An 18388-nucleotide genomic window follows, 5' to 3' on the forward strand; every position below is an offset into this window, starting at 1 on the left:
ACGAAAGAGTTGGTTGCGGGGGCCGGATTTGAACCGACGACCTTCGGGTTATGAGCCCGACGAGCTACCGAGCTGCTCCACCCCGCGTCCGAATTTTTCTCGAAGTGGCCGAGCAGTAGCCAGTTCGATTTCTCCTTTCCCACCAACCGGTTACACCGGCTTGACTGGTCAGGATCTCAGATGGTTGCGGGGGCCAGATTTGAACTGACGACCTTCGGGTTATGAGCCCGACGAGCTACCGGGCTGCTCCACCCCGCGTCTGAGGTCGCCAATAATAGGCGCCAGCGCACAGATTGCAAGTAAATATCTCAAAAAAAGTTTATTCGTAGATTAATCGGACAAATAGTGCGGTCATTAGCAGCATCATGCTGTTTTTTCAGGCAATCGAGTCCTTGCCAGGCATCCGGCACTACACTCAATAAGGTGAACACTCCTCATTTTGGGTAGGTAGAATATGCGCATCTCCGCCGGTCACTGCCGTCAGTTGGGGGCCACACCCGACAGTAACGGCGTCAACTTTGCGATCTGGGCACGCCTCGCCAGCCGGGTCGAACTGCTGCTCTTCGCAAGCGCAGACGATGCGACCCCCGAGGTGATCCCCCTCTCCCCGCGCCTTAACCGCACCGCCTACTACTGGCATATCCATGTGGAGGGGATCTCGGTCGGGCAGCGTTACGCCTATCGCATTCAGGGCCCGTGGCGCCCATATGGCGGCACCCGCTTCGATGCCGAGAAGGTGTTGCTCGACCCTTACGGCCGCAGCATCGAGCTTGGCGCCAATTACGATCGATGGGCGGCGGCCCGTCCAGGCAGCAATCTGGCTTGTTGCGCCAAGAACAAGGTGGTCGATACTCGCCACTACGACTGGGAAGGAGACAAACTGCCTGCTCACTCCCTCTCCCGCTCGGTGATCTACGAACTGCATCTGGGGGGCTTTACCAAGTCCCCGAGCTCCGGGGTCGATCCGGCGCTGCGTGGCACCTATCTCGGGCTGATTGAGAAGATCCCCTATCTGCAATCTCTCGGCGTCACCGCCGTCGAGCTGCTGCCGGTGTTCCAGTTCGATCCTCAGGATGCGCCCAAAGGACTCTCCAACTACTGGGGTTACAGCCCCATGTCCTTTTTCGCCCCCCACGCCCAATACGCCTGCGGCGATGATCCGCTGACCGAATTTCGCGACATGGTCAAGGCGCTGCACAAGGCCAATATCGAGGTGATCCTGGACGTGGTTTACAACCACACCGCCGAAGGGGGTGATGATGGCCCCACCTTCTCGTTTCGCGGCATCGATAACGAGGCCTACTACATCCTCGACAACAACCAGAAGGACACCAACTATTCGGGCTGCGGCAACACCTTCAACGGCGCCCATCCGGTGGTGCTGCGGATGATCATGGACAGCCTCCACTTCTGGCGTCAGGAGATGCACGTCGATGGCTTTCGGTTTGATCTGGCCGCCATTCTGTCGCGGGACGAATCGGGTCAGCCGCAGGCCAATGCCCCCACTCTACGCACCATAGATACCGACCCCAACATCGCCGACATCAAGCTGATTGCCGAAGCCTGGGACGCGGGGGGACTCTATCAGGTGGGGTCACTGGCCGGCGCCCGCTGGCGTGAGTGGAACGGCCAGTTCCGGGATGATGTGCGCCGCTTCCTGCGCGGGGATGACAACAGCGTCACCGCCTTTGTCGAGCGGCTGTGCGGCAGTCCCGACATCTACCACTATCACCACGCCGATCCCGAGAAGAGTATCAACTTCGTTACCTGCCACGACGGTTTTACCCTGTGGGACTGGGCCAGTTACAACAGCAAGCACAACGAGGCCAACGGGGAGGAGAACCGTGATGGCTGCGATCACAACTTCAGCTGGAACCACGGCCACGAAGGGGTGACGGAAGATCCCCAGATCAACACCCTGCGGATGCGCCAGGCCAAAAACATGATGGTGGCGACCCTGCTCTCGGTGGGATCCCCCATGCTGCTGATGGGAGACGAGCTGCTGCGCACCCAGCGGGGTAACAACAACGGCTACTGCCAGGACAATGCCACCTGCTGGATGAACTGGCTGCCCAATGCCCGCAGTCAGGAGATGTTCCGCTTTATGAAGGAGCTGATCCAATACCGCAAACACCTGTTCCAGCGCCCGGAGCAGGAGAGCATGCCGCTGTCGCTCACCGAGATCCTGCGCCACAGCGAGATCTGCTGGCACGGAGTCAACGCCGGGCAACCGGATTTCAGCCCCCACTCCCACGCCATCGCCATGTCGGCGCTGTCGAGCGAGACCAAGCTGGCGCTCTATGTGCTGTTCAACGCCTACTGGGAACCCCTCACCTTCAACCTGCCGAGCCCCCCCAAGGGGGTCGGCGGCTACTGGCGGCGGATCCTCGATACCGCCCTCCCCTCGCCACAAGATATCTGCACCTTCGGCATGCCACTGGAGGGGTTGACCCGCGAATATCTCGCCCAACCGCGCAGCAGCTGCCTCTTTATCTGCGGGGCCGACGACTTCTATTGATAGATAACTGCGGCTTAATTGCTGCTAATGGATGGCTGCGATACCGGCAAGCCAGATATGCAAAAGCCCCGAGTGTTGGCTCGGGGCTTTCTCTTTTCAGCGCCAGTGTCAGATCAGCTGGTGCAACACGCTGGTAGCGGCAATCTGGGCGATCAGCAGGCCACACAGGGAGGTGGAGACCACCACTGGCGCGGTATCACGCTGCAAGTAGAGCGGGCTGAACCAGAGCAGCAGAGAGGCCACCAGCAGCGCTGCCTGGGTCACCACCGCCGGGATCAGGGCATCGAGATTGGCCTCGCCCCCTTGCCAGCCCACCAGCACTGCCAGCCAGACAAGGCTGGCCATCGCACCCATCAGACCGGCCAGCGGCAACAGGGTGTTGAATGCCTTGAGGCGATGACGGGCCCGCAGCAGCATCAGATGGGCAAAAGCCGCCCCCAGCATCGCCATCTGCAGCAGACCGCTCACCCAGCCCTGCAGTTGCAACAGCCCGATGCCATAGAGAGCGAGCGGCAACGCCGGTAGCCAGAGCAGTGTCGAGGGGACTGAGCGCTTGCCCTCCAGCCGTGACTGGGCCAGCGACAAGCCAACTCCGAGCACCAGTGCGGCCCCACCACTCCAGATGAGCCAGCTGGCCGCCTTGGCTTCCACCGCCAGCATCAGAGAGAGCGCGGTAATGACCCAGATGGAGAAGAGCTGCTGACTGATGCGCGAGCGCTGGCCAGGGCAGATATCACCGCGCCACAGCACGATACCGAGGGCGATCAGCGCGCCAAGCGCCATCAATCCGGTGAGAGGAAAGAGCCAAAAAGGGAGTTGGACGAACACGACGCCTCCAGCAGTAAAGATTCGAGGTGCGCCACCGGGGCGCCAGAGAGGGGCAAGTATACCCAAACCGGCGGCTATCCCCAATCGCGACAAACAATCGCGGGCAAACAATCCGGGGCAATTTGCGCCAGCAGGGCCCACCTTGAAGGGTGCCCTGCTGGCAGCCATGTCCATAGGGACGGGATACGGCGCTGGCTTTAGCCCTGACCGCGGGCCAGCGCCACCACCCGGGCAAACATCTGGCGGATCACCGGCGGAATATGCTCGGCGCCGAGCCGCTCCGCCTCTTCCACCACCGCCAGCGCCATTCCCGGCTTGCTGCGGTGATGGATCGCCTTGTTGATGATGTGACTGGCGCTCCACATGGCGCGCCCGCCCACCCCGGCCTCGCGACGAAACACAGCTTCAAAACCGTTGTGATAGAGGTAGTGCTCTATGTCCGCCGCCGGCAACTGGGTCAAGCGATCCCGCTCCCGCTCGCCCTTGAGCTGGCCACGGGCCGAGGCGGCATACTTGAGCCCCGCCTCGTCGCCATCGGTCAGCAGGTGCCACTCGATGCCAAAATCCCGCGCCACCTTGATGAGCGGCGACTGGCCGCACTGGGCAAACTCGATGATCCGTACCCCCTCGGCCCGCAGACTGTAACCGCAGATCTGCGCCAACTCGGAGAGCAGCCAGATCTCGGTCTCCCCCTCCACCAGCAGCCAGCAGCGGGCAAACAGCGACATGGGGCGGTTAATCCGCACGTGGAAGGCGATCTTGCGCAGATCGTCGCTGCTGTAACGCTCGCCCCCCAGCTGATGACAGAGGATATCCTGCTGACGGCGCACCAGCCGCCGCACCTGATTGAGCGGCAGGGAAGAGAGCAGATCCCCCGAGTTGGTGGTGAGCAGTTTCTGGCCCGGCAGTTGTTCCAGCAGCCCCCACGCCAGAGCCAGCATGGTCGGGTGCAGCCGGCTCTCCGGGTCCTCCAGGATCATGATGGGGCGGGCCCCCTCCTCCAGTTCCCGGTTGCCACGCGCTTGCAGCAGGGTAGCCGCCATCCCCGCCATCGCCAGCTGCAGCGCGCGGTTATCGGCGCGGCGCAGCAGGGTATGCAGGTTGCCAGGATTGCGCAATGTCATGGGGCGATTGATGATGTCACGCTGACTGCGCGGCTTGTTCTTGATGGGGGCCAGGGCGTTGAAGTAGTGATCCATCAGCTGGCGCACCGCCTGCAACGCCTCTTTGAGCTCCGGCTCGCCGATCCGCTGGGGTTCGTCGATCAGCTTGTCTGCCAGCTCGCTCAAGCGATGCTCGGAGAGATCTCCCCACTGCAATGTCTCCACCCCGCTGCGAGCGGTACGGGCGTCCCGCAGCCGGAACACCGGGTTCATGGTGATGAGCATGCAAACCAGTTCGTGGGTGTTGGCAATGGGCAGGCTCTTGCCTACCCCGTCGAGAAAGTCGTGAATGGTGAGCACAGAGCCATCCGCCTGCAGCTCGGCGCTGGCGCGATAATGAATGCGGTGGAATTTGTCCTTGTGCAGCACCCAGGAGGGGCAAAGACGGGCCAACCGACGGGAGTGCTGACACATCTGGGGTCTGTGCTCACTGAAGGTGAGCACCAGTTGCAGGTGGCGCGCCGGGGCCAATTCAGGATCTTCCGGTTGGTGAAAATCCTCGGCGGTGAACTGATAGGGCTCGGCATCCTGCCCCAGCAGACACCAGAGGGCGCGCAGCAGGCTCGATTTACCCCAGGTATTCTCGCCAATCAACACTGTGGTCTGATCCAGCCCGAGCGACAGGCGATTTATACCGCGAAAACCTTTGACTTCAATACGTTCCAGAAACATCCAGCCATGTCCACATCATTGTGATGGGGCAATAGTGGCAAAGTTACCGGAAAAATCCTATCGCAGGCGGGGCTTTTTCAACGTGAACTGTGAGGCACTGCAGGTTCGGGAGGGGTAACAACAGCGGTGCGATCTTGCGGGGCATTCCAGTGGCTGAACCAGAGATGACGGGTACGGATTTGACGTTTGCGATAATTCAATGGGCATTCCTTTCAATGGATAAGTGGTAGAGAGTACACCTCTTTTGCCCAAAGTCTCAGGGTTATCTGTGACGAGAAGATGACAATTGCGCCCGCCACTGCCCCGGCGTCAAACCAAACGCCTCGCGAAAACGATTACCGAAATGGGCCTGGGAAGAGAAGCCACACTGACTAGCGATGCGGGCCAGCGGCTCGGGGCCAGCCAACAGCTGCTTGGCCCGTTTGAGCCGCAGCCCAAGCAGATAACGATGGGGCGGGCAGCCGAGACTCTGACCGAACATGCGGGCAAAGTGATACTCGCTCAGCCCCGCCTGCTGGGCCAGCTCTGCCAGCGTGACCGAATCGGCCAGATGGGCCTGCAGATACTCCTGCACCCGCTTGATCACCACGGGCGCCAGCCCGCCGCGCAGAGGCGGCAGACCGGGAGCCTCCTCGGTGTGGTGGCGGTAGGCGTGGAGGATCAACATCCAGGCGCCGTGTGAAAGCGCCAGCCGATCGACCCCGTGCTGCCACTGCAGTTGCATCAACTGGCGCTGCACCAGTCCGGCCGCCTGCGGATCGTCGATAAAGGTCTTGTCCACCAGTTGCAGGTGGCGCCCCTCCTTGTCACACACCTCCTCGGCGATACGGGTGAGGTGAGCCGGGGTGAAGTAGAGATGAAAGAAGCGAAACTCTTCGCGGACCAGCCACTCGGATCTGTGGTGATCCGGCATAATGCACACCTTGCCGGTGCCGCCGTGGCCACCCGGCCCATCGAGTCGCTCGGTCTGCTCGCCTCCTTGCAGATAGACGCTCAGGGTGTGGTGGCCCGGCTTGTGATAGCGGGTCTGGTCATAGCAGTTGCGCCAACTGGCGACGCCAAGCCCGGGTTCGAGCCAGCAGGCGTCCTCCAGCCGGGCGCCGGTGCTGACCAGTGCATCAAATACCCCTGCTGTTTTCATTCGCCCCTGCCGCCTGTTCCGGTGTACGTGTTATGCCGCTGCCATCCATCTTACCGACCGCGCCCGCAGATGACAGCGCAGGGCGATGAAAAACCGCAAGATGGTGCAATCCAGTCATCAGGGCTCGCCCCATAGTGGGTCATCTCTCCCTGACTCACCGGAACTGTGATGAATCTGATGCTCTATCTTGCCACCGTGCTTATCTGGGGCAGCACTTGGATTGCCATCGCCTGGCAACTTGGCCCCATTCCCATCGAGGTATCGGTTCTCTACCGCTTCCTGCTGGCAGCGGTGGCGCTGTTTGCCCTGCTCACCGCCAGCGGCCGCTTTCCGCGCCTCCCCTGGCACGGCCAGCGTTACGCAGCACTGCTCGGTGCCCTGCTCTTTTCCACCAACTTTCTCTGCTTCTACCACGCCACCCGCTATATCCCGAGCGGCATGTCGGCAGTGATCTTTGCCAGTGCCAGCATCTTCAACGGCCTCAACCTCTGGCTGTTCGAGAACAAGCGCCCCACCCTGCGTTGGCTGCAAGGCTCCTTGCTGGGGCTCTTTGGCACCCTGTTACTGTTCTGGCCGGTGCTGGCGGATGCGCAACTCGGTGCAAACGGCTGGAAGGGGCTGCTGCTCGCCTGTTGCGGCACCCTCTGCTTTTCGCTGGGCAATCTGGTCTCGGCACGGGGCCAGCGCCACGGCTACCACGTACTGCAACTGGTGCCCTGGGGCATGGTTTACGGCGTGGTGCTGTTGCTGGGCTGGGTCACATTGCTCGGGCAGCAACTGGTGGTGCCGACCGATGGCCACTATCTGGCGGCCATGGTCTACCTCGCCCTGTTTGGCTCGGTGATCGCCTTTACCGCCTATCTGACGCTGGTGGGGCGCATCGGTGCCAGCAAGGCCTCCTACGCCACCGTGCTCTTTCCATTGGTGGCGCTTACCCTCTCCACCTTCTATGAAGGCTTTGTCTGGCAGCCGGTCTCGGTGGCCGGAGTGGTGATCAGCCTCATCGGCAATCTGGTGATCTTCGCACCGCCCTTAAGTGAGTGGCGCATTCGACCGGCCAAGGCAGCAAACGACCCTTGCGCCTGAGCCAGTCAGCCCCTAAGGTAGCGCCATTCGATAGGCATGATGGCGACACGAGAGGGCGAGATGTTACTGGAAGGGCTGGAGACGCTGAGCCTGCTGGCAAGTGAAGGAACCATGGCCAAGGTGGCCAGCCGCCTCTATATCAGCCAGTCGGCGGTGAGCAAGCGGATTGCCCAGCTGGAGCAGCGCCTTGGCAAGAAGTTGATCGAGCCGGAGGGGCGCCAGATCCGCCTCACCCCGCAGGCAAAGGAGCTGCTGGAACGAGTGGCCCCGAGCTTGGCCGAAATGAAGGGGGTGCTTGCCGATAGTCAGGATCTGGCGGATCAGAGCCCCCTCCCCATCGCCTGCTCCGAAACCCTGCTGGCAGGCTACCTCGCCCACTTTATGCGCGACTATCTGGAGCACGATCCCCACCTTTCCCTCTCCACCCACCACACGCCGGTCATTCTGGCGCGGGTGCGCAGCGGCGATGCCCTGCTCGGCATCTGCGCCGGTCGGCTCCCTCCCGGCCATGGCCTCGGCGCCGATCTGCTGCTTGAGGAGCCCTTTTATCTGGTGGGCGAAACGCAGCAGAGCCTGCCACCAGCCAGCGCAGAAAGCAGGCGCAAGATCCTCACCATGGATCTGGAGAACCCCTCCAACCGCTACCTGCGCGAACCGCTGGCTGATTTGGGGCTGGAGCCCGCCATGGAGCTCGACTCCTATCTGGCGCTCATCGAACTCGCCAAGGCAGGCATTGGCCCTGTGCTGCTCCCCGCTGGCCTGCTGGGGCTGGTGGGAGAACAGGGGGAGATGGCCCGCCCACTGCCCGGACTGGGCCGCCCCCTTCATCTGGTCTACCGACCAAACAGCCTAAAGCGCGAGCGGATCTCCAGGCTGGTGAGCGCCCTGCACCAACACTTTCGCCACCGCAGCGTCACACCGAGCTAGCGCTGTAAAACACCAGATATGACAACGGGGCCCAAGGGCCCCGTTAACAATTGCGATGCGGCAAGCAAGGCACACATCAGATCCAGGCAAACAGCTCCGGATACTGGCTCCACACCAGCTTGGCAGACATCAGCAAGGAGACGGTCACCAGCAGCGGCTTGATCAGCTTCACCCCTTTTTTCAGCACCATTTTGGAGCCAAAACGAGCGCCGATAAACTGCCCCAACGCCATGCAAAAACCGACACTCCACACCACCTTGCCACCAAGCGCAAAGAACAGCAGAGAGGCAATATTCGAGGTGAAGTTGAGCAGCTTGGTATGGGCGGTGGCGCGCGCCATGCCAAAGCCTGCCAGCGCCACGAAACCGATGGCAAAAAACGAACCTGTGCCCGGCCCGAAAAACCCGTCATAAAAGCCGACCCCGCCCCCCACCAACAGCGCAAACAGCATGGGAGTCAGACGGCGGGAGCTCTCGGCATCGCTTACCCGCGGCGAGAAGTAGAAGTAGCAGGCAAAGGCCATCAGCAGGAAAGGGAGCAGGCGCTCGAGAATGGCAGCGTCTATAGTCTGCACCGCCAGCGTGCCGATGGCAGCACCAATAAAGGTGCAGATCACCGCAGGCCAGATCATGGCCCACTCCAACAACCCCTTGCGAGCATAGAACCAGGTGGCAGAGAAGGAGCCAAAACTGCTCTGCAGCTTGTTGGTGCCGAGCACCAGCGCGGGCGGCATGCCGGTGGCCAGCAGAGCAGGCACCGTCAACAGGCCGCCGCCACCGGCGATGGCATCGATAAAGCCGGCGACAAGCGCTACACCGAACAGGGCAAACAGGGTAACCAGTTCCAATTCCATCCATAGACCTCACGAGAGTGGGTTGCCCGAAGGGTCGAGCAACCGGATATAACCAAAACGACGTTGTGCGGGGGGGCACAGGCTGTCCGCTATCCTAGCGAGCCACTGACCATGAATCTAACGAAACAGTGGCAGCCAATTGATTCCTGATTTTCATTAATTTGAGCGGCCATGCCCCTGGCCCCCCCCTCAGAAGGCCAGTTAGCAAGCCGTTGAAGCGACGTTCGCTTCCTTGATGGCCGCCAGCGCCTCACAGAGATGATCCTCATCGGCACCGGGGAAACGGCTGACCCGCCCGGCCATGTAGCGGCTGCTGAACAAGTTGAACCAGTGCTGCAGTGCCTGCCCCGCCTTGAGCTCTCCCGCCACTTCCAGCACGCAGGCCGCCACCTCGGCGGTACAGAGGTGCTCCTCGCAGTTGGCCACCCGCATACCGTAGGTGGAGAGCGTATCGGGTTTGATGGCGAGCACCGGAAAACCGTCCAGATAGGGGCTCTTGTTGAACATCTTGCGCGCCTCCGGCCAGGTGCCGTCGAGCAGGATAAAGAGCGGTTTTTTACCCGGTGCCAGCGTCACCTCGCCGGTCAGGCGGGCAGGCTCCTTTTCGCAGGCGGGAAAGACCACATAGGGCTGCCAGGCGGGATCGGCCAGCAGGGCCAGCAGCTCGGGATGGGGCTGGGTGCGCGACCAGAGAAAGGCCCAGGTGGTATCCGGCAAGACATCGGCGATGAGGCGACCGGTGTTGGAGGGCTTCATCGGCTCGCTGTCATACATCAGGAGGCAGAAACCGGCCTCCGCTTTGAGCTCGGGGCGCCACTCGCAGGCACACCAATCCTCGCGCAGCTGACAGGCCGGACAGCGGGCCAGGGTGCCGCCACGGGCAAGAAACGGTCGGGTAGAGATACTCTTGCGCCAGGCCCGCAGGCGGTTGACGGCGTGATCAGGAACAGGCTTCATCTAGGTTCACAACTGGAGTCAAAACAGGAACGGCTGCGGTGCCAACATGTCACGGCGCCATAGGCGCGATAACAGGGGGCTGCCGGAAAAGCGCAAGATTGTACCGAGTTACGCGCTGGCGGAACAGCAATCCCTGCCCCTTTCGCCAGATGCAGAGCCAACTCCTCTTGCCTTACGACTCCTGACAGCTGCGCAGCAGCTCCAGCAACAGGCTGCCATCGCGCAGTGCCTTGTGCACCTGCACCGAAGTGGGCTTGGTGGGATCTTCGTAGAAGTGGGTGGATTCAATCTGCAGCCGCACCAGATATTCGGCTGGCAACTGGCTGGCCAGCGACTGGTGCAGCATGGGGAACAGCAGCCGATCGGCACGGGTGATTTCCCCCCCCAGCAGCAGCTTGCCCGGGTTGAGTAGGCAGATGAGATTGGAGAGCACCTTGGAGAGGCGGCCCGCCGCCTGATGGAGAATATCCTGACAGAGGCTGTTGCCTGCCAGCGCCAGCTCGCACAGCTCGCGGATGGTGACGCTCTCGGGCAAGTCGTGCTCCTGCATCCGCTCGCGCAGATCCCGGTATTGCGCCTCCAGCGCCTGATTGGTCACCAGGGTGCAGGCGCAGCCAAAGCCGCCGCAGTAGCAGCGCTGGCCATAGGGTTCGAGCTGCAGGTGGCTGAGATCGCCAAGCAGCGCATTCTCGCTCTCGATGAGCTGACCATTGACCACCATGCCGACCCCGATGTCGTTGTGGACAAACACCAGCACCGCATCGGCACAATTTTTGGCGGCACCCCACTCCCGCTCAGCCTGGATCCAGGTGCGCACGTCACCGCTCACCAGCACAGGTACCGAGAACGCCTGTTGCAGAGTCGGGCCAAGGGGCCAGTTGCGCAGATCGTAGAAGGGGAAGTGCTTGACCATACCGGAGTGGCGCTCTACCTGACCCGGCAGACAGAGGGCGATGCAGGCCAGACTAAGGGACTTTCTCGGCAAAAACACCTTGATGGCATGCACCAGACTGCCCAGCAGATCGGCGCGCTCCTCCTCGGTAAAGAGGTGGCGCTGGCGGGCCAGCGAACGGCCGGAAAAGTCAAACAGCGCCATATCCACGTAGCCACGGCCGAGACGCATGGAGAGAAACTGGAAGCGGCGCTCGTTAATGCGCAGCAAGGTCTGACGACGGCCGCGCCCCACTGAACTTTCACCACAGGTGACCACCAGCCCCCCATCGAGCAGTTCCCGGGTGATCTTGGTGATACTGGCTGGCGAGAGACCGGTCAGGCGGGAGAGATCGGTGCGCGACAGCTCCTTGTGCTCTTCCAGACTGGCATAGACCAGGCCGTAGTTGAGCTGCCGGATCAAATCGATACTACCTTTCACGATCTCATTCATAGGGTATGGGGCAAAGGCTGAAAAAAAGAGGCTGGCAATTTTCACACATTATTGGTCAATCCCCAAATAAAGTGCGGCCTGAACCGGGGGTCAGGCCACATCTTGTGGTTGCCGTCACGGACCATTGCAAGATCAATAACGGAATTGCGATACCAGTTTGCGCAATTTGTCGCCGGTACTGGCCAGATCGCGGGTGGTGCTGTTGGATTCCACCGCCGCGCTGGTCAGCTCGCTGACAATCTGCTGAATGGCCACCAGGTTCTTGTTGATCTCCTCGGAGACCGCGTGCTGCTCCTCGGCGGCGGTGGCGATCTGGATGTTCATGTCGTTGATGGTACTGACCGCCATCACCATGCTATCGAGGGAGCTGGCGATATGGCTCGCCTCCTGCACCGTCTCCTGGCTGCGATCCTCGCTCGCCTGCATCACCTCCACCGCCTGCTTCACCCCGCCCTGCAGACGTTGCAGCATCTCGTTGATCTCCTTGGTGCTCTGTTGGGTACGACCGGCCAGCGAACGCACTTCGTCCGCCACCACCGCAAAGCCGCGTCCCTGCTCACCGGCGCGGGCCGCCTCAATGGCGGCGTTCAGTGCCAGCAGGTTGGTCTGTTCGGCAATGCCGCGAATGACCTCCACCACCGAGCCGATCTTGGCAGTCTCTTGCGCCAATTGTTCGATAACGCCGGAGGCAGTATGCACCTCCCCCACCAGCCGGTTGATACTGTTGATAGCCCCGCTCACCACCCCCCGGGCGGCGTCCGATTCACGAGCCGCATCGCTGGTTGCTGTCGCGGCATTGGAGGCACTGGCCGCCACCTCCTGCGCAGTGGAGCTCATCTCGGTCACCGCGGTGACCACCTGATCGGTCTCGCGGCTGTGGCCCTGCATCTGATGGTCATAGTGCTCGCTCAAATGGTGCAACTTGTCGACCGCGCTGAAGAGGTGATTGCTGGTCTCGCCCACCTGACTCACCACCGACTGGATCCGCTCGACAAAGCGGTTGAAGGCGCTGGCCAGCTGGCCAATCTCGTCCTGACTCTGCACCTTGAGCCGCTGGGTCAGATCCCCGTCGCCGTTGGCAATATCGTTCAATGCCAGCACCGCATCCGCCAACGGCTTGGTGACCCGGTTGCCCACAATGATGGTCGCCGCCAGGGTGATACCCAGGATCAGCAGGATCACCAGCACACTGCTCTGCAACGAGGCATGCATATTGCTCTCGCGCTCTGCCCGCAGGGCCGCCAGCTCGTTGTCGATATCATCGATATAAAAACCGGTACCAATGGCCCACTGGTATTTGTCCAGCACCAGAGTAAAGGCCAGCTTGGGAGCATCCCGCCCGATGGAGGGCTTGGCCGTCCAGTATTCGGTAAAACCATCACCCTGACGGGCCGACTTGAGGATCTCCTGGATCAGCAACTTGCCCTTGGCATCCTTGTCGTTCCAGCGGTTTTTCCCCTCCAGCTCGGTACGCACCGGCAGCAGTATGGTGTTGCCCTCGAAGTCATAGACAAAGAAGTAGCCGTCACTGCTGTAACGCAGCGGCCTGAGCAACTCTTTGACCTTTTGACGATTTTCCGGAGAATCCGGCAGCGCATAAACGGCATCGACAGCGGTTTTGGCCATCATGATGTAACTGCTGAGCAGCGCTTTACGCTCCTTGATGGCATTTTCCCTCGCCACCACCAGATCAGACTCCAGATCGCTCTTGGAGACCATGTAGTTACTGAGATTGACCACCAGGGCCATCAACAGTACGGGGACTGCGCCCAGTAACAGGATTTTCTGCTTTAGCGTCATCTTTCACATCCTTGCAGCTGTTTTTATTGGAATTCCTTGCTTACTCATCAGTATAGGTGCTGGCAGGGCGAGCCCAGCTTTCGTTACAATTCCCTTAAACAAATCGGCCAGAACGTGAAAATCATGAATCTTTGTCCTTGCGGCTCAACCCTTTCTCTCGAATTGTGCTGTGGCTCACGTCACAGTGGCGCAGCGGCTGACACCCCGGAGCAGCTGATGCGCTCGCGCTACAGCGCTTTTGTGCTCGGTCTGGGGGAGTATCTGGTCCATAGCTGGCACCCGGCCCACCTTGGCGGCCTCACCGCCGAAGAGCTCTCTCACATCGACACCCGCTGGGACGGTCTCGAGATCATCGCCAGCCAGGGCGGCCCGGAGGATGAAACCGGGATGGTGGAGTTCAAAGCTTGGTTTCTGGAGGGGGATGAGCGTCACTGCCTCCATGAACGTTCCCGCTTCGTGCGTTATCAGGGGCGCTGGGTCTACACCGAGGGAGAGCAGGATCCGGCGCCCCTCAAGGCGGGGCGCAACGATCCCTGCCCCTGTGGCAGCGGCAAAAAGCACAAGAAGTGCTGCGCCTGACGCATCACACCCCCTCCAGACTCGTCAAACAGTGACAAGGGGCATCCGATGCCCCTTTTTTGTGTCTGCCATTCGCCACCAGCCCATCAACCGATGCGATAACAAGCGTGACAAATGTCACATAATGCTCATTAACGCGCGAGCAAATGAGCGTTTGCGAACGCAAATTTGGCCCATATCAAACATTTCCACTCAGAAGTAGGCCACACTGGCCTCATCTGGAAGAGATGAGACGGGCAACAATGAAAAGAATAACTACACAAGTCGTCATCATAGGCGGCGGTGCCACAGGGGCCGGCATCATGCGCGATTGCGCACTGCGCGGCATCGACTGCATCCTGCTCGAGCGCGATGATATTGCCGCCGGCACCACCGGTCGCAACCACGGCCTGCTCCACTCCGGTGCCCGCTACGCGGTGACAGATCAGGAATCCGCCCGCGAATGCATCCAGGAAAACCGCATCCTCAAGCGGATCGCCAGCCACTGTGTCGAAGACACGGGCGGCCTCTTCCTCACCCTGCCGGAAGATGACATCAATTTCCAAACCACCTTTATGGATGCCTGCGCTCTGGCCGGTATCGAAACCCGCCAGCTCGATCCCGGTGAAGCCCTGCGCATGGAGCCCAACGCCAACCCGGCGATGATCGGCGCCATCCATGTACCGGATGGCACGGTCGACCCGTTCCGCCTCGCCGCCGCCAACGTGCTGGACGCCAAAGAGCACGGCGCGCGCATCTTTACCCACTGCAAGGTGCTGGGGCTGCTGCGCACTCAGGATCGGGTGCACGGGGTCAAGGCGATCAATACCCGCACCGGCGAAGCGTTCGAGGTGGAGTGTCAGGAGGTGATCAACGCAGCCGGCATCTGGGGCCAGCAAATTTGCGAATACGCCGATCTCGGCATCCGCATGTTCCCGGCCAAGGGCTCCCTGCTCATCATGGATTACCGCATCAACCAGCTGGTGCTCAACCGCGCCCGCAAACCGGCGGATGCGGACATTCTGGTGCCGGGCGATACCATCTCCCTCATCGGTACCACCTCCAGTCGCATCGATTACAACAAAATTGACCAGCTCACCGTCGAACCCGAAGAGGTCGAAGTGTTGCTGCGCGAGGGGATCAAGCTCGCTCCCATCATGGCGCGCACCCGTCTGCTGCGCGCCTACGCCGGCGTTCGCCCGCTGGTGGCGGTGGACGGTGACGACACCGGCCGCAACATCAGCCGCGGTATCGTGCTGCTCGATCACGCCGAGCGCGATGGTCTCAAAGGCTTCAACACTATCACCGGCGGCAAGCTGATGACCTACCGCCTGATGGCTGAGTGGGCCACCGATCTGCTGGCCAAGAAACTCGGCAACAGCAAGCCCTGCCAGACCGCCGAACTGAGCCTGCCCGGCTCGCGGGATCCGGAAAAGGTCTCCGCCCCCGGTCTCTCGGTGCCGGTCGAAGGCTCCGCCCAGTACCGCCACGGCGAGCGGGTCATCGCCTTCTTCCGTGACAATCCCAAGGCCAACGCCCTGATCTGCGAGTGCGAAATGGTCACCGCGGGTGAAATCGAATACGCCCTGCGCGAGCTCGATGTGGACAACCTCATCGATCTGCGCCGCCGCACCCGTCTTGGCATGGGCCCCTGTCAGGGGGAGCTGTGCGCCTACCGCGCCGCCGGTCTGATGCAGGAGTATGGCAAGGCGGACGGTCGTCAGGCCTGCGTCATGCTGCGCCAGTTCCTGGAAGAGCGCTACAAGGGAACCCGCCCCGTCCTGTGGGGTGATGCCCTGCGCGAGGCCGAGTTCACCTACTGGATCTACGAAGGGCTGTTTGGCTTGGGGGAATGGACGGCGCCACAGCTGGTCGCCGATACCCCACGCGACCCAACCAGCGAGACCACTCACAAGGAGAGCCGTCATGAAGTTTGACAATATCGTTATCGGCGGTGGCATGGCGGGACTCTCGGCTGCCCTGCGGCTGGTGGAGGCGGGCCAGAAGACCCTGCTGATGGCCTCCGGCCAGAGTGCCCTGCACTTCTCCTCCGGCTCGGTCGATCTGCTCGAAAGCGAGGGGGATCCCCGCGCCGCCCTGCCCGCCTTTATGGCAGCCCATCCGGATCACCCCTACAGCAAAGTAGGAATGCAAAATATCGAAGCGAGCCTGGCCGATCTGCAGCGCCACTGCGCCGAGCAGGGGCTGCCGCTGGTGCGCCATGACACCAATCACCAGCGCCTGACCCCCATCGGCACCCTCAAGCGTACCTGGCTCTCCCCCGATACTTGCGCCTGCGTCACCGATGCACCGATCCCGGACGTTCTACTACTGGCTACCCTCGAAGGCTTTCGCGACTTTCATCCGGCACTGGCGGCGGCCAATCTGGCGACCCATCCGCGCTTTGCCCACTGCCGCATTCTGACCGGCGAAATCCGCCTGCCCCAGCTGGCGGAATTCAGCCGCAATCCCCACGAGTTTCGCTCAGCCGACATCGCGCGCCTGTGTGACAAGCATCATCTGGTGGCCGATCTGGCCCGCGAGATCAGCCGCATGGTGCAGGAGAGCGGCATACCCGGCTGCCGCCATATCGTGCTGCCCGCCTGCCTGTCTCTGGGGCTGGTTGGCCCGCGTCTGGCGGAGCTGGAGCAGCGTACCGGCTGCACCATCAAGGAGGTGGCCACCATGCCGCCGTCACTCATCGGGATGCGGATGCAGGAGGCGCTCAAGCGCCGCTTTATGGCCCTTGGTGGCACCTTCCTCACCAGCGAGCGGGTGCTGGGCGCTCGTTACGAAGGTGACCGGGTGGTCGGCGTACATACCCAGAATGGCGATGATCAGCTGTTCGAGGCAGACAACTTCGTGCTTGCCTCCGGCAGCTTCTTCAGCCGCGGGCTGGAGTCCCGTCTCCGTGGCATTCGCGAACCCATCTTCGATGCCGATGTGTTGAGTCTGGAGGAGCGTGATGCCTGGGCCGGTCGTCGCCTGTTCGATCACCACCCCTTCATGGGCTTCGGGGTCAAGACCGACGACAAGCTCAGAGTGCTGCGTGGCGGCAAGCCGCTCACCAACCTCTATGGTGCGGGCAGTGTCTTGGCCCATTACGACCCAATTCGTGAAGGTTCCGGCTCCGGCGTTGCCGTTGCCACCGGCTGGCAGGCTGCCGGCCATATTCTGGGCGCGGCCCAATGATTACTACGTCCCATATCCCGTGTCTTCATCATCGCCGGGAGGAGAACTGACATGCTACTGGATCACGCCAACCAAACTTTCGATCAGTGCATCAAATGCACCGTCTGTACCGCCTACTGTCCGGTGGCCAAGGCCAACCCCGCCTACCCCGGCCCGAAACAGGCGGGCCCGGATGGCGAGCGGCTGCGGATCAAGAGCCCGGAGCTCTTTGACAGCGCTCTCAAGCACTGCACCAACTGCAAGCGCTGCGAAGTTGCCTGCCCGAGCGGAGTGCGCATCGGCGACATCATCGCCAAGGCCAAAGACAAGTACAGCGGCTTCAAACCGGGGATCCGCGAGTTCGTGCTCTCCCACACCGATCTGATGGGCAGCATGTCTACCCTGATGGCCCCGGTGGTCAACTTCACCACCGGCCTCAAGCCAATGAAGCTGGTGCTGGACAAGGCGCTGGGGGTCTCCTCCCACCGCGACCTGCCCAAATACTCCCAGGGCACCTTCCGCGGCTGGTACAAGAAGCAAAAAGAAGCTCAGGCCCGTTATGACCGCCAGATAGCCTATTTCCACGGCTGCTACGTCAACTACAACCACCCGCAACTAGGCAAGGAGCTGGTACAGGTGCTCAACGCCATGAACATCGGCGTGCAGTTGCTGGAGCGGGAGAAGTGCTGCGGCGTGCCGCTGATTGCCAACGGCTTCATGGACAAGGCCAAGCAGCAGGCGGCCTTCAATATCAAGCAGATGGAGAACTCCCTGCTCGGCAACGAGATGCCGCTGCTGGCTACCTCCTCCACCTGCGGCTTTACCCTGCGCGATGAATACCCCCACCTGCTGGAGCAGGACAACCACAAGGTGCGGGATCGCATCTCGCTGGTGACCCGCTTCCTGTGGAACGAGTTCTACAAGGGCAACAAACCGGCGATGAAGCCGCTCAATCTACACATCGCCTACCACACCCCCTGCCACATGGAAAAAATGGGGGGCGTCATCTACACCCTCGAATTGCTGCGCGCCATTCCCGGGGTCAAGGTGACGGTACTGGAGTCCCAGTGCTGCGGCATCGCTGGCACCTACGGCTTCAAGTCGGAGAACTACCAGACCAGCCAGACCATCGGCGAGGGGCTGTTTGATCAAATCAACCGCCTCTCCCCCGATCTGGTGATCACCGACTGCGAGACCTGCAAATGGCAGATCGAGATGAGCACCAGCTTCCGCTGTGCACATCCGATCCACCTGCTGGCCCAGGCGTTGGCCTGAATCCCCGGCCCTTGCGGCCGCATAAAAACAATCCACGCAGAGATAAACAAAGAGC

The 18388-nt window shown here is 61.5% G+C and carries 14 protein-coding genes and 2 tRNA genes; 7 read left to right on the forward strand and 9 right to left on the reverse strand.

Annotated features, from left to right (window positions below; all coding sequences use genetic code 11):
* Positions 1-10: 10 nt before the first annotated feature.
* Together AB5Y82_RS01770 and AB5Y82_RS01775 are read right to left on the reverse strand one after the other, a co-directional pair.
* A tRNA-Met gene (locus AB5Y82_RS01770) sits at positions 11-87 on the reverse strand.
* A 94-nt stretch (positions 88-181) separates the two neighbouring features.
* A tRNA-Met gene (locus AB5Y82_RS01775) sits at positions 182-258 on the reverse strand.
* 196 nt (positions 259-454) lie between these two features.
* Between AB5Y82_RS01775 and glgX the strand changes: the two genes are divergently transcribed.
* Entirely contained in the window at positions 455-2518 is a 2064-nt protein-coding gene (gene glgX / locus AB5Y82_RS01780; protein ID WP_111900110.1) for a glycogen debranching protein GlgX, read from the forward strand.
* A 108-nt stretch (positions 2519-2626) separates the two neighbouring features.
* Here the strand turns inward: glgX and AB5Y82_RS01785 are convergent, their stop codons facing one another.
* The 3 genes from AB5Y82_RS01785 to AB5Y82_RS01795 form a co-directional block, all read right to left on the reverse strand.
* Positions 2627-3346, reverse strand: coding sequence for a hypothetical protein (locus AB5Y82_RS01785; RefSeq protein WP_111900109.1), 720 nt, complete (start codon positions 3344-3346; stop codon positions 2627-2629).
* A gap of 197 nt (positions 3347-3543) precedes the next feature.
* Positions 3544-5181 carry an ATP-dependent endonuclease gene (locus tag AB5Y82_RS01790; protein ID WP_111900108.1) on the reverse strand — a complete coding sequence of 546 codons (1638 nt, stop codon included), beginning with the start codon at positions 5179-5181 and terminating at the stop codon, positions 3544-3546.
* 262 nt (positions 5182-5443) lie between these two features.
* Entirely contained in the window at positions 5444-6322 is an 879-nt protein-coding gene (locus AB5Y82_RS01795; RefSeq protein ID WP_111900107.1) for a helix-turn-helix domain-containing protein, read from the reverse strand.
* A gap of 168 nt (positions 6323-6490) precedes the next feature.
* Here AB5Y82_RS01795 and AB5Y82_RS01800 point away from each other — a divergent pair, with 168 nt between their 5' ends.
* Together AB5Y82_RS01800 and AB5Y82_RS01805 are read left to right on the forward strand one after the other, a co-directional pair.
* Positions 6491-7408, forward strand: coding sequence for a DMT family transporter (locus tag AB5Y82_RS01800; RefSeq protein ID WP_111900106.1), 918 nt, complete (start codon positions 6491-6493; stop codon positions 7406-7408).
* Positions 7409-7468: 60 nt separating this feature from the next.
* Positions 7469-8335: a LysR family transcriptional regulator gene (locus tag AB5Y82_RS01805; RefSeq protein WP_111900105.1), complete on the forward strand. Its 867-nt coding sequence runs from the start codon at positions 7469-7471 to the stop codon at positions 8333-8335.
* A gap of 76 nt (positions 8336-8411) precedes the next feature.
* Here AB5Y82_RS01805 and AB5Y82_RS01810 read toward each other — a convergent pair whose 3' ends face one another.
* The 4 genes from AB5Y82_RS01810 to AB5Y82_RS01825 form a co-directional block, all read right to left on the reverse strand.
* Positions 8412-9188 carry a TSUP family transporter gene (locus AB5Y82_RS01810; protein WP_005333472.1) on the reverse strand — a complete coding sequence of 259 codons (777 nt, stop codon included), beginning with the start codon at positions 9186-9188 and terminating at the stop codon, positions 8412-8414.
* Positions 9189-9389: 201 nt separating this feature from the next.
* Complete coding sequence (locus AB5Y82_RS01815; protein ID WP_111900104.1) at positions 9390-10145, reverse strand: tRNA-uridine aminocarboxypropyltransferase; 756 nt, start codon at positions 10143-10145, stop codon at positions 9390-9392.
* 172 nt (positions 10146-10317) lie between these two features.
* Complete coding sequence (locus AB5Y82_RS01820) at positions 10318-11529, reverse strand: ROK family transcriptional regulator (protein WP_005333476.1); 1212 nt, start codon at positions 11527-11529, stop codon at positions 10318-10320.
* A gap of 132 nt (positions 11530-11661) precedes the next feature.
* Positions 11662-13329 (reverse strand): methyl-accepting chemotaxis protein, encoded by a 1668-nt coding sequence (locus tag AB5Y82_RS01825; protein WP_111900103.1) that lies wholly within the window; start codon positions 13327-13329, stop codon positions 11662-11664.
* Positions 13330-13452: 123 nt separating this feature from the next.
* Between AB5Y82_RS01825 and AB5Y82_RS01830 the strand changes: the two genes are divergently transcribed.
* The 4 genes from AB5Y82_RS01830 (at position 13453) to glpC (ending at position 18333) form a co-directional block, all read left to right on the forward strand.
* Complete coding sequence (locus AB5Y82_RS01830; RefSeq protein WP_111900102.1) at positions 13453-13908, forward strand: YchJ family protein; 456 nt, start codon at positions 13453-13455, stop codon at positions 13906-13908.
* Between the two features lie 242 nt (positions 13909-14150).
* Positions 14151-15824, forward strand: coding sequence for an anaerobic glycerol-3-phosphate dehydrogenase subunit A (glpA, locus tag AB5Y82_RS01835; RefSeq protein ID WP_069555955.1), 1674 nt, complete (start codon positions 14151-14153; stop codon positions 15822-15824).
* Positions 15814-17079, forward strand: a complete 1266-nt coding sequence (glpB, locus tag AB5Y82_RS01840; protein ID WP_111900101.1) for a glycerol-3-phosphate dehydrogenase subunit GlpB — start codon at positions 15814-15816, stop codon at positions 17077-17079. The genes glpA and glpB overlap by 11 nt, the downstream gene beginning before the upstream one ends.
* A gap of 51 nt (positions 17080-17130) precedes the next feature.
* Positions 17131-18333 carry an anaerobic glycerol-3-phosphate dehydrogenase subunit GlpC gene (gene glpC / locus AB5Y82_RS01845; protein WP_368173572.1) on the forward strand — a complete coding sequence of 401 codons (1203 nt, stop codon included), beginning with the start codon at positions 17131-17133 and terminating at the stop codon, positions 18331-18333.
* Positions 18334-18388 lie beyond the last annotated feature (55 nt).

Origin of the sequence: Aeromonas sp. s13 (assembly GCF_040907905.1) — a bacterium.
Taxonomy (GTDB): Bacteria; Pseudomonadota; Gammaproteobacteria; order Enterobacterales; family Aeromonadaceae; genus Aeromonas; species Aeromonas veronii.

Coding starts and splice junctions, on each gene's coding strand:
- glgX (WP_111900110.1), top strand. CDS start 455: ATGCGCATCTCCGCCGGTCACTGCCGTCAGTTGGGGGCCACACCCGAC.
- AB5Y82_RS01790 (WP_111900108.1), bottom strand. CDS start 5,181: ATGTTTCTGGAACGTATTGAAGTCAAAGGTTTTCGCGGTATAAATCGC.
- AB5Y82_RS01795 (WP_111900107.1), bottom strand. CDS start 6,322: ATGAAAACAGCAGGGGTATTTGATGCACTGGTCAGCACCGGCGCCCGG.
- AB5Y82_RS01800 (WP_111900106.1), top strand. CDS start 6,491: ATGAATCTGATGCTCTATCTTGCCACCGTGCTTATCTGGGGCAGCACT.
- AB5Y82_RS01805 (WP_111900105.1), top strand. CDS start 7,469: ATGTTACTGGAAGGGCTGGAGACGCTGAGCCTGCTGGCAAGTGAAGGA.
- AB5Y82_RS01810 (WP_005333472.1), bottom strand. CDS start 9,188: ATGGAATTGGAACTGGTTACCCTGTTTGCCCTGTTCGGTGTAGCGCTT.
- AB5Y82_RS01815 (WP_111900104.1), bottom strand. CDS start 10,145: ATGAAGCCTGTTCCTGATCACGCCGTCAACCGCCTGCGGGCCTGGCGC.
- AB5Y82_RS01820 (WP_005333476.1), bottom strand. CDS start 11,529: ATGAATGAGATCGTGAAAGGTAGTATCGATTTGATCCGGCAGCTCAAC.
- AB5Y82_RS01825 (WP_111900103.1), bottom strand. CDS start 13,329: ATGACGCTAAAGCAGAAAATCCTGTTACTGGGCGCAGTCCCCGTACTG.
- AB5Y82_RS01830 (WP_111900102.1), top strand. CDS start 13,453: ATGAATCTTTGTCCTTGCGGCTCAACCCTTTCTCTCGAATTGTGCTGT.
- glpA (WP_069555955.1), top strand. CDS start 14,151: ATGAAAAGAATAACTACACAAGTCGTCATCATAGGCGGCGGTGCCACA.
- glpB (WP_111900101.1), top strand. CDS start 15,814: ATGAAGTTTGACAATATCGTTATCGGCGGTGGCATGGCGGGACTCTCG.
- glpC (WP_368173572.1), top strand. CDS start 17,131: ATGCTACTGGATCACGCCAACCAAACTTTCGATCAGTGCATCAAATGC.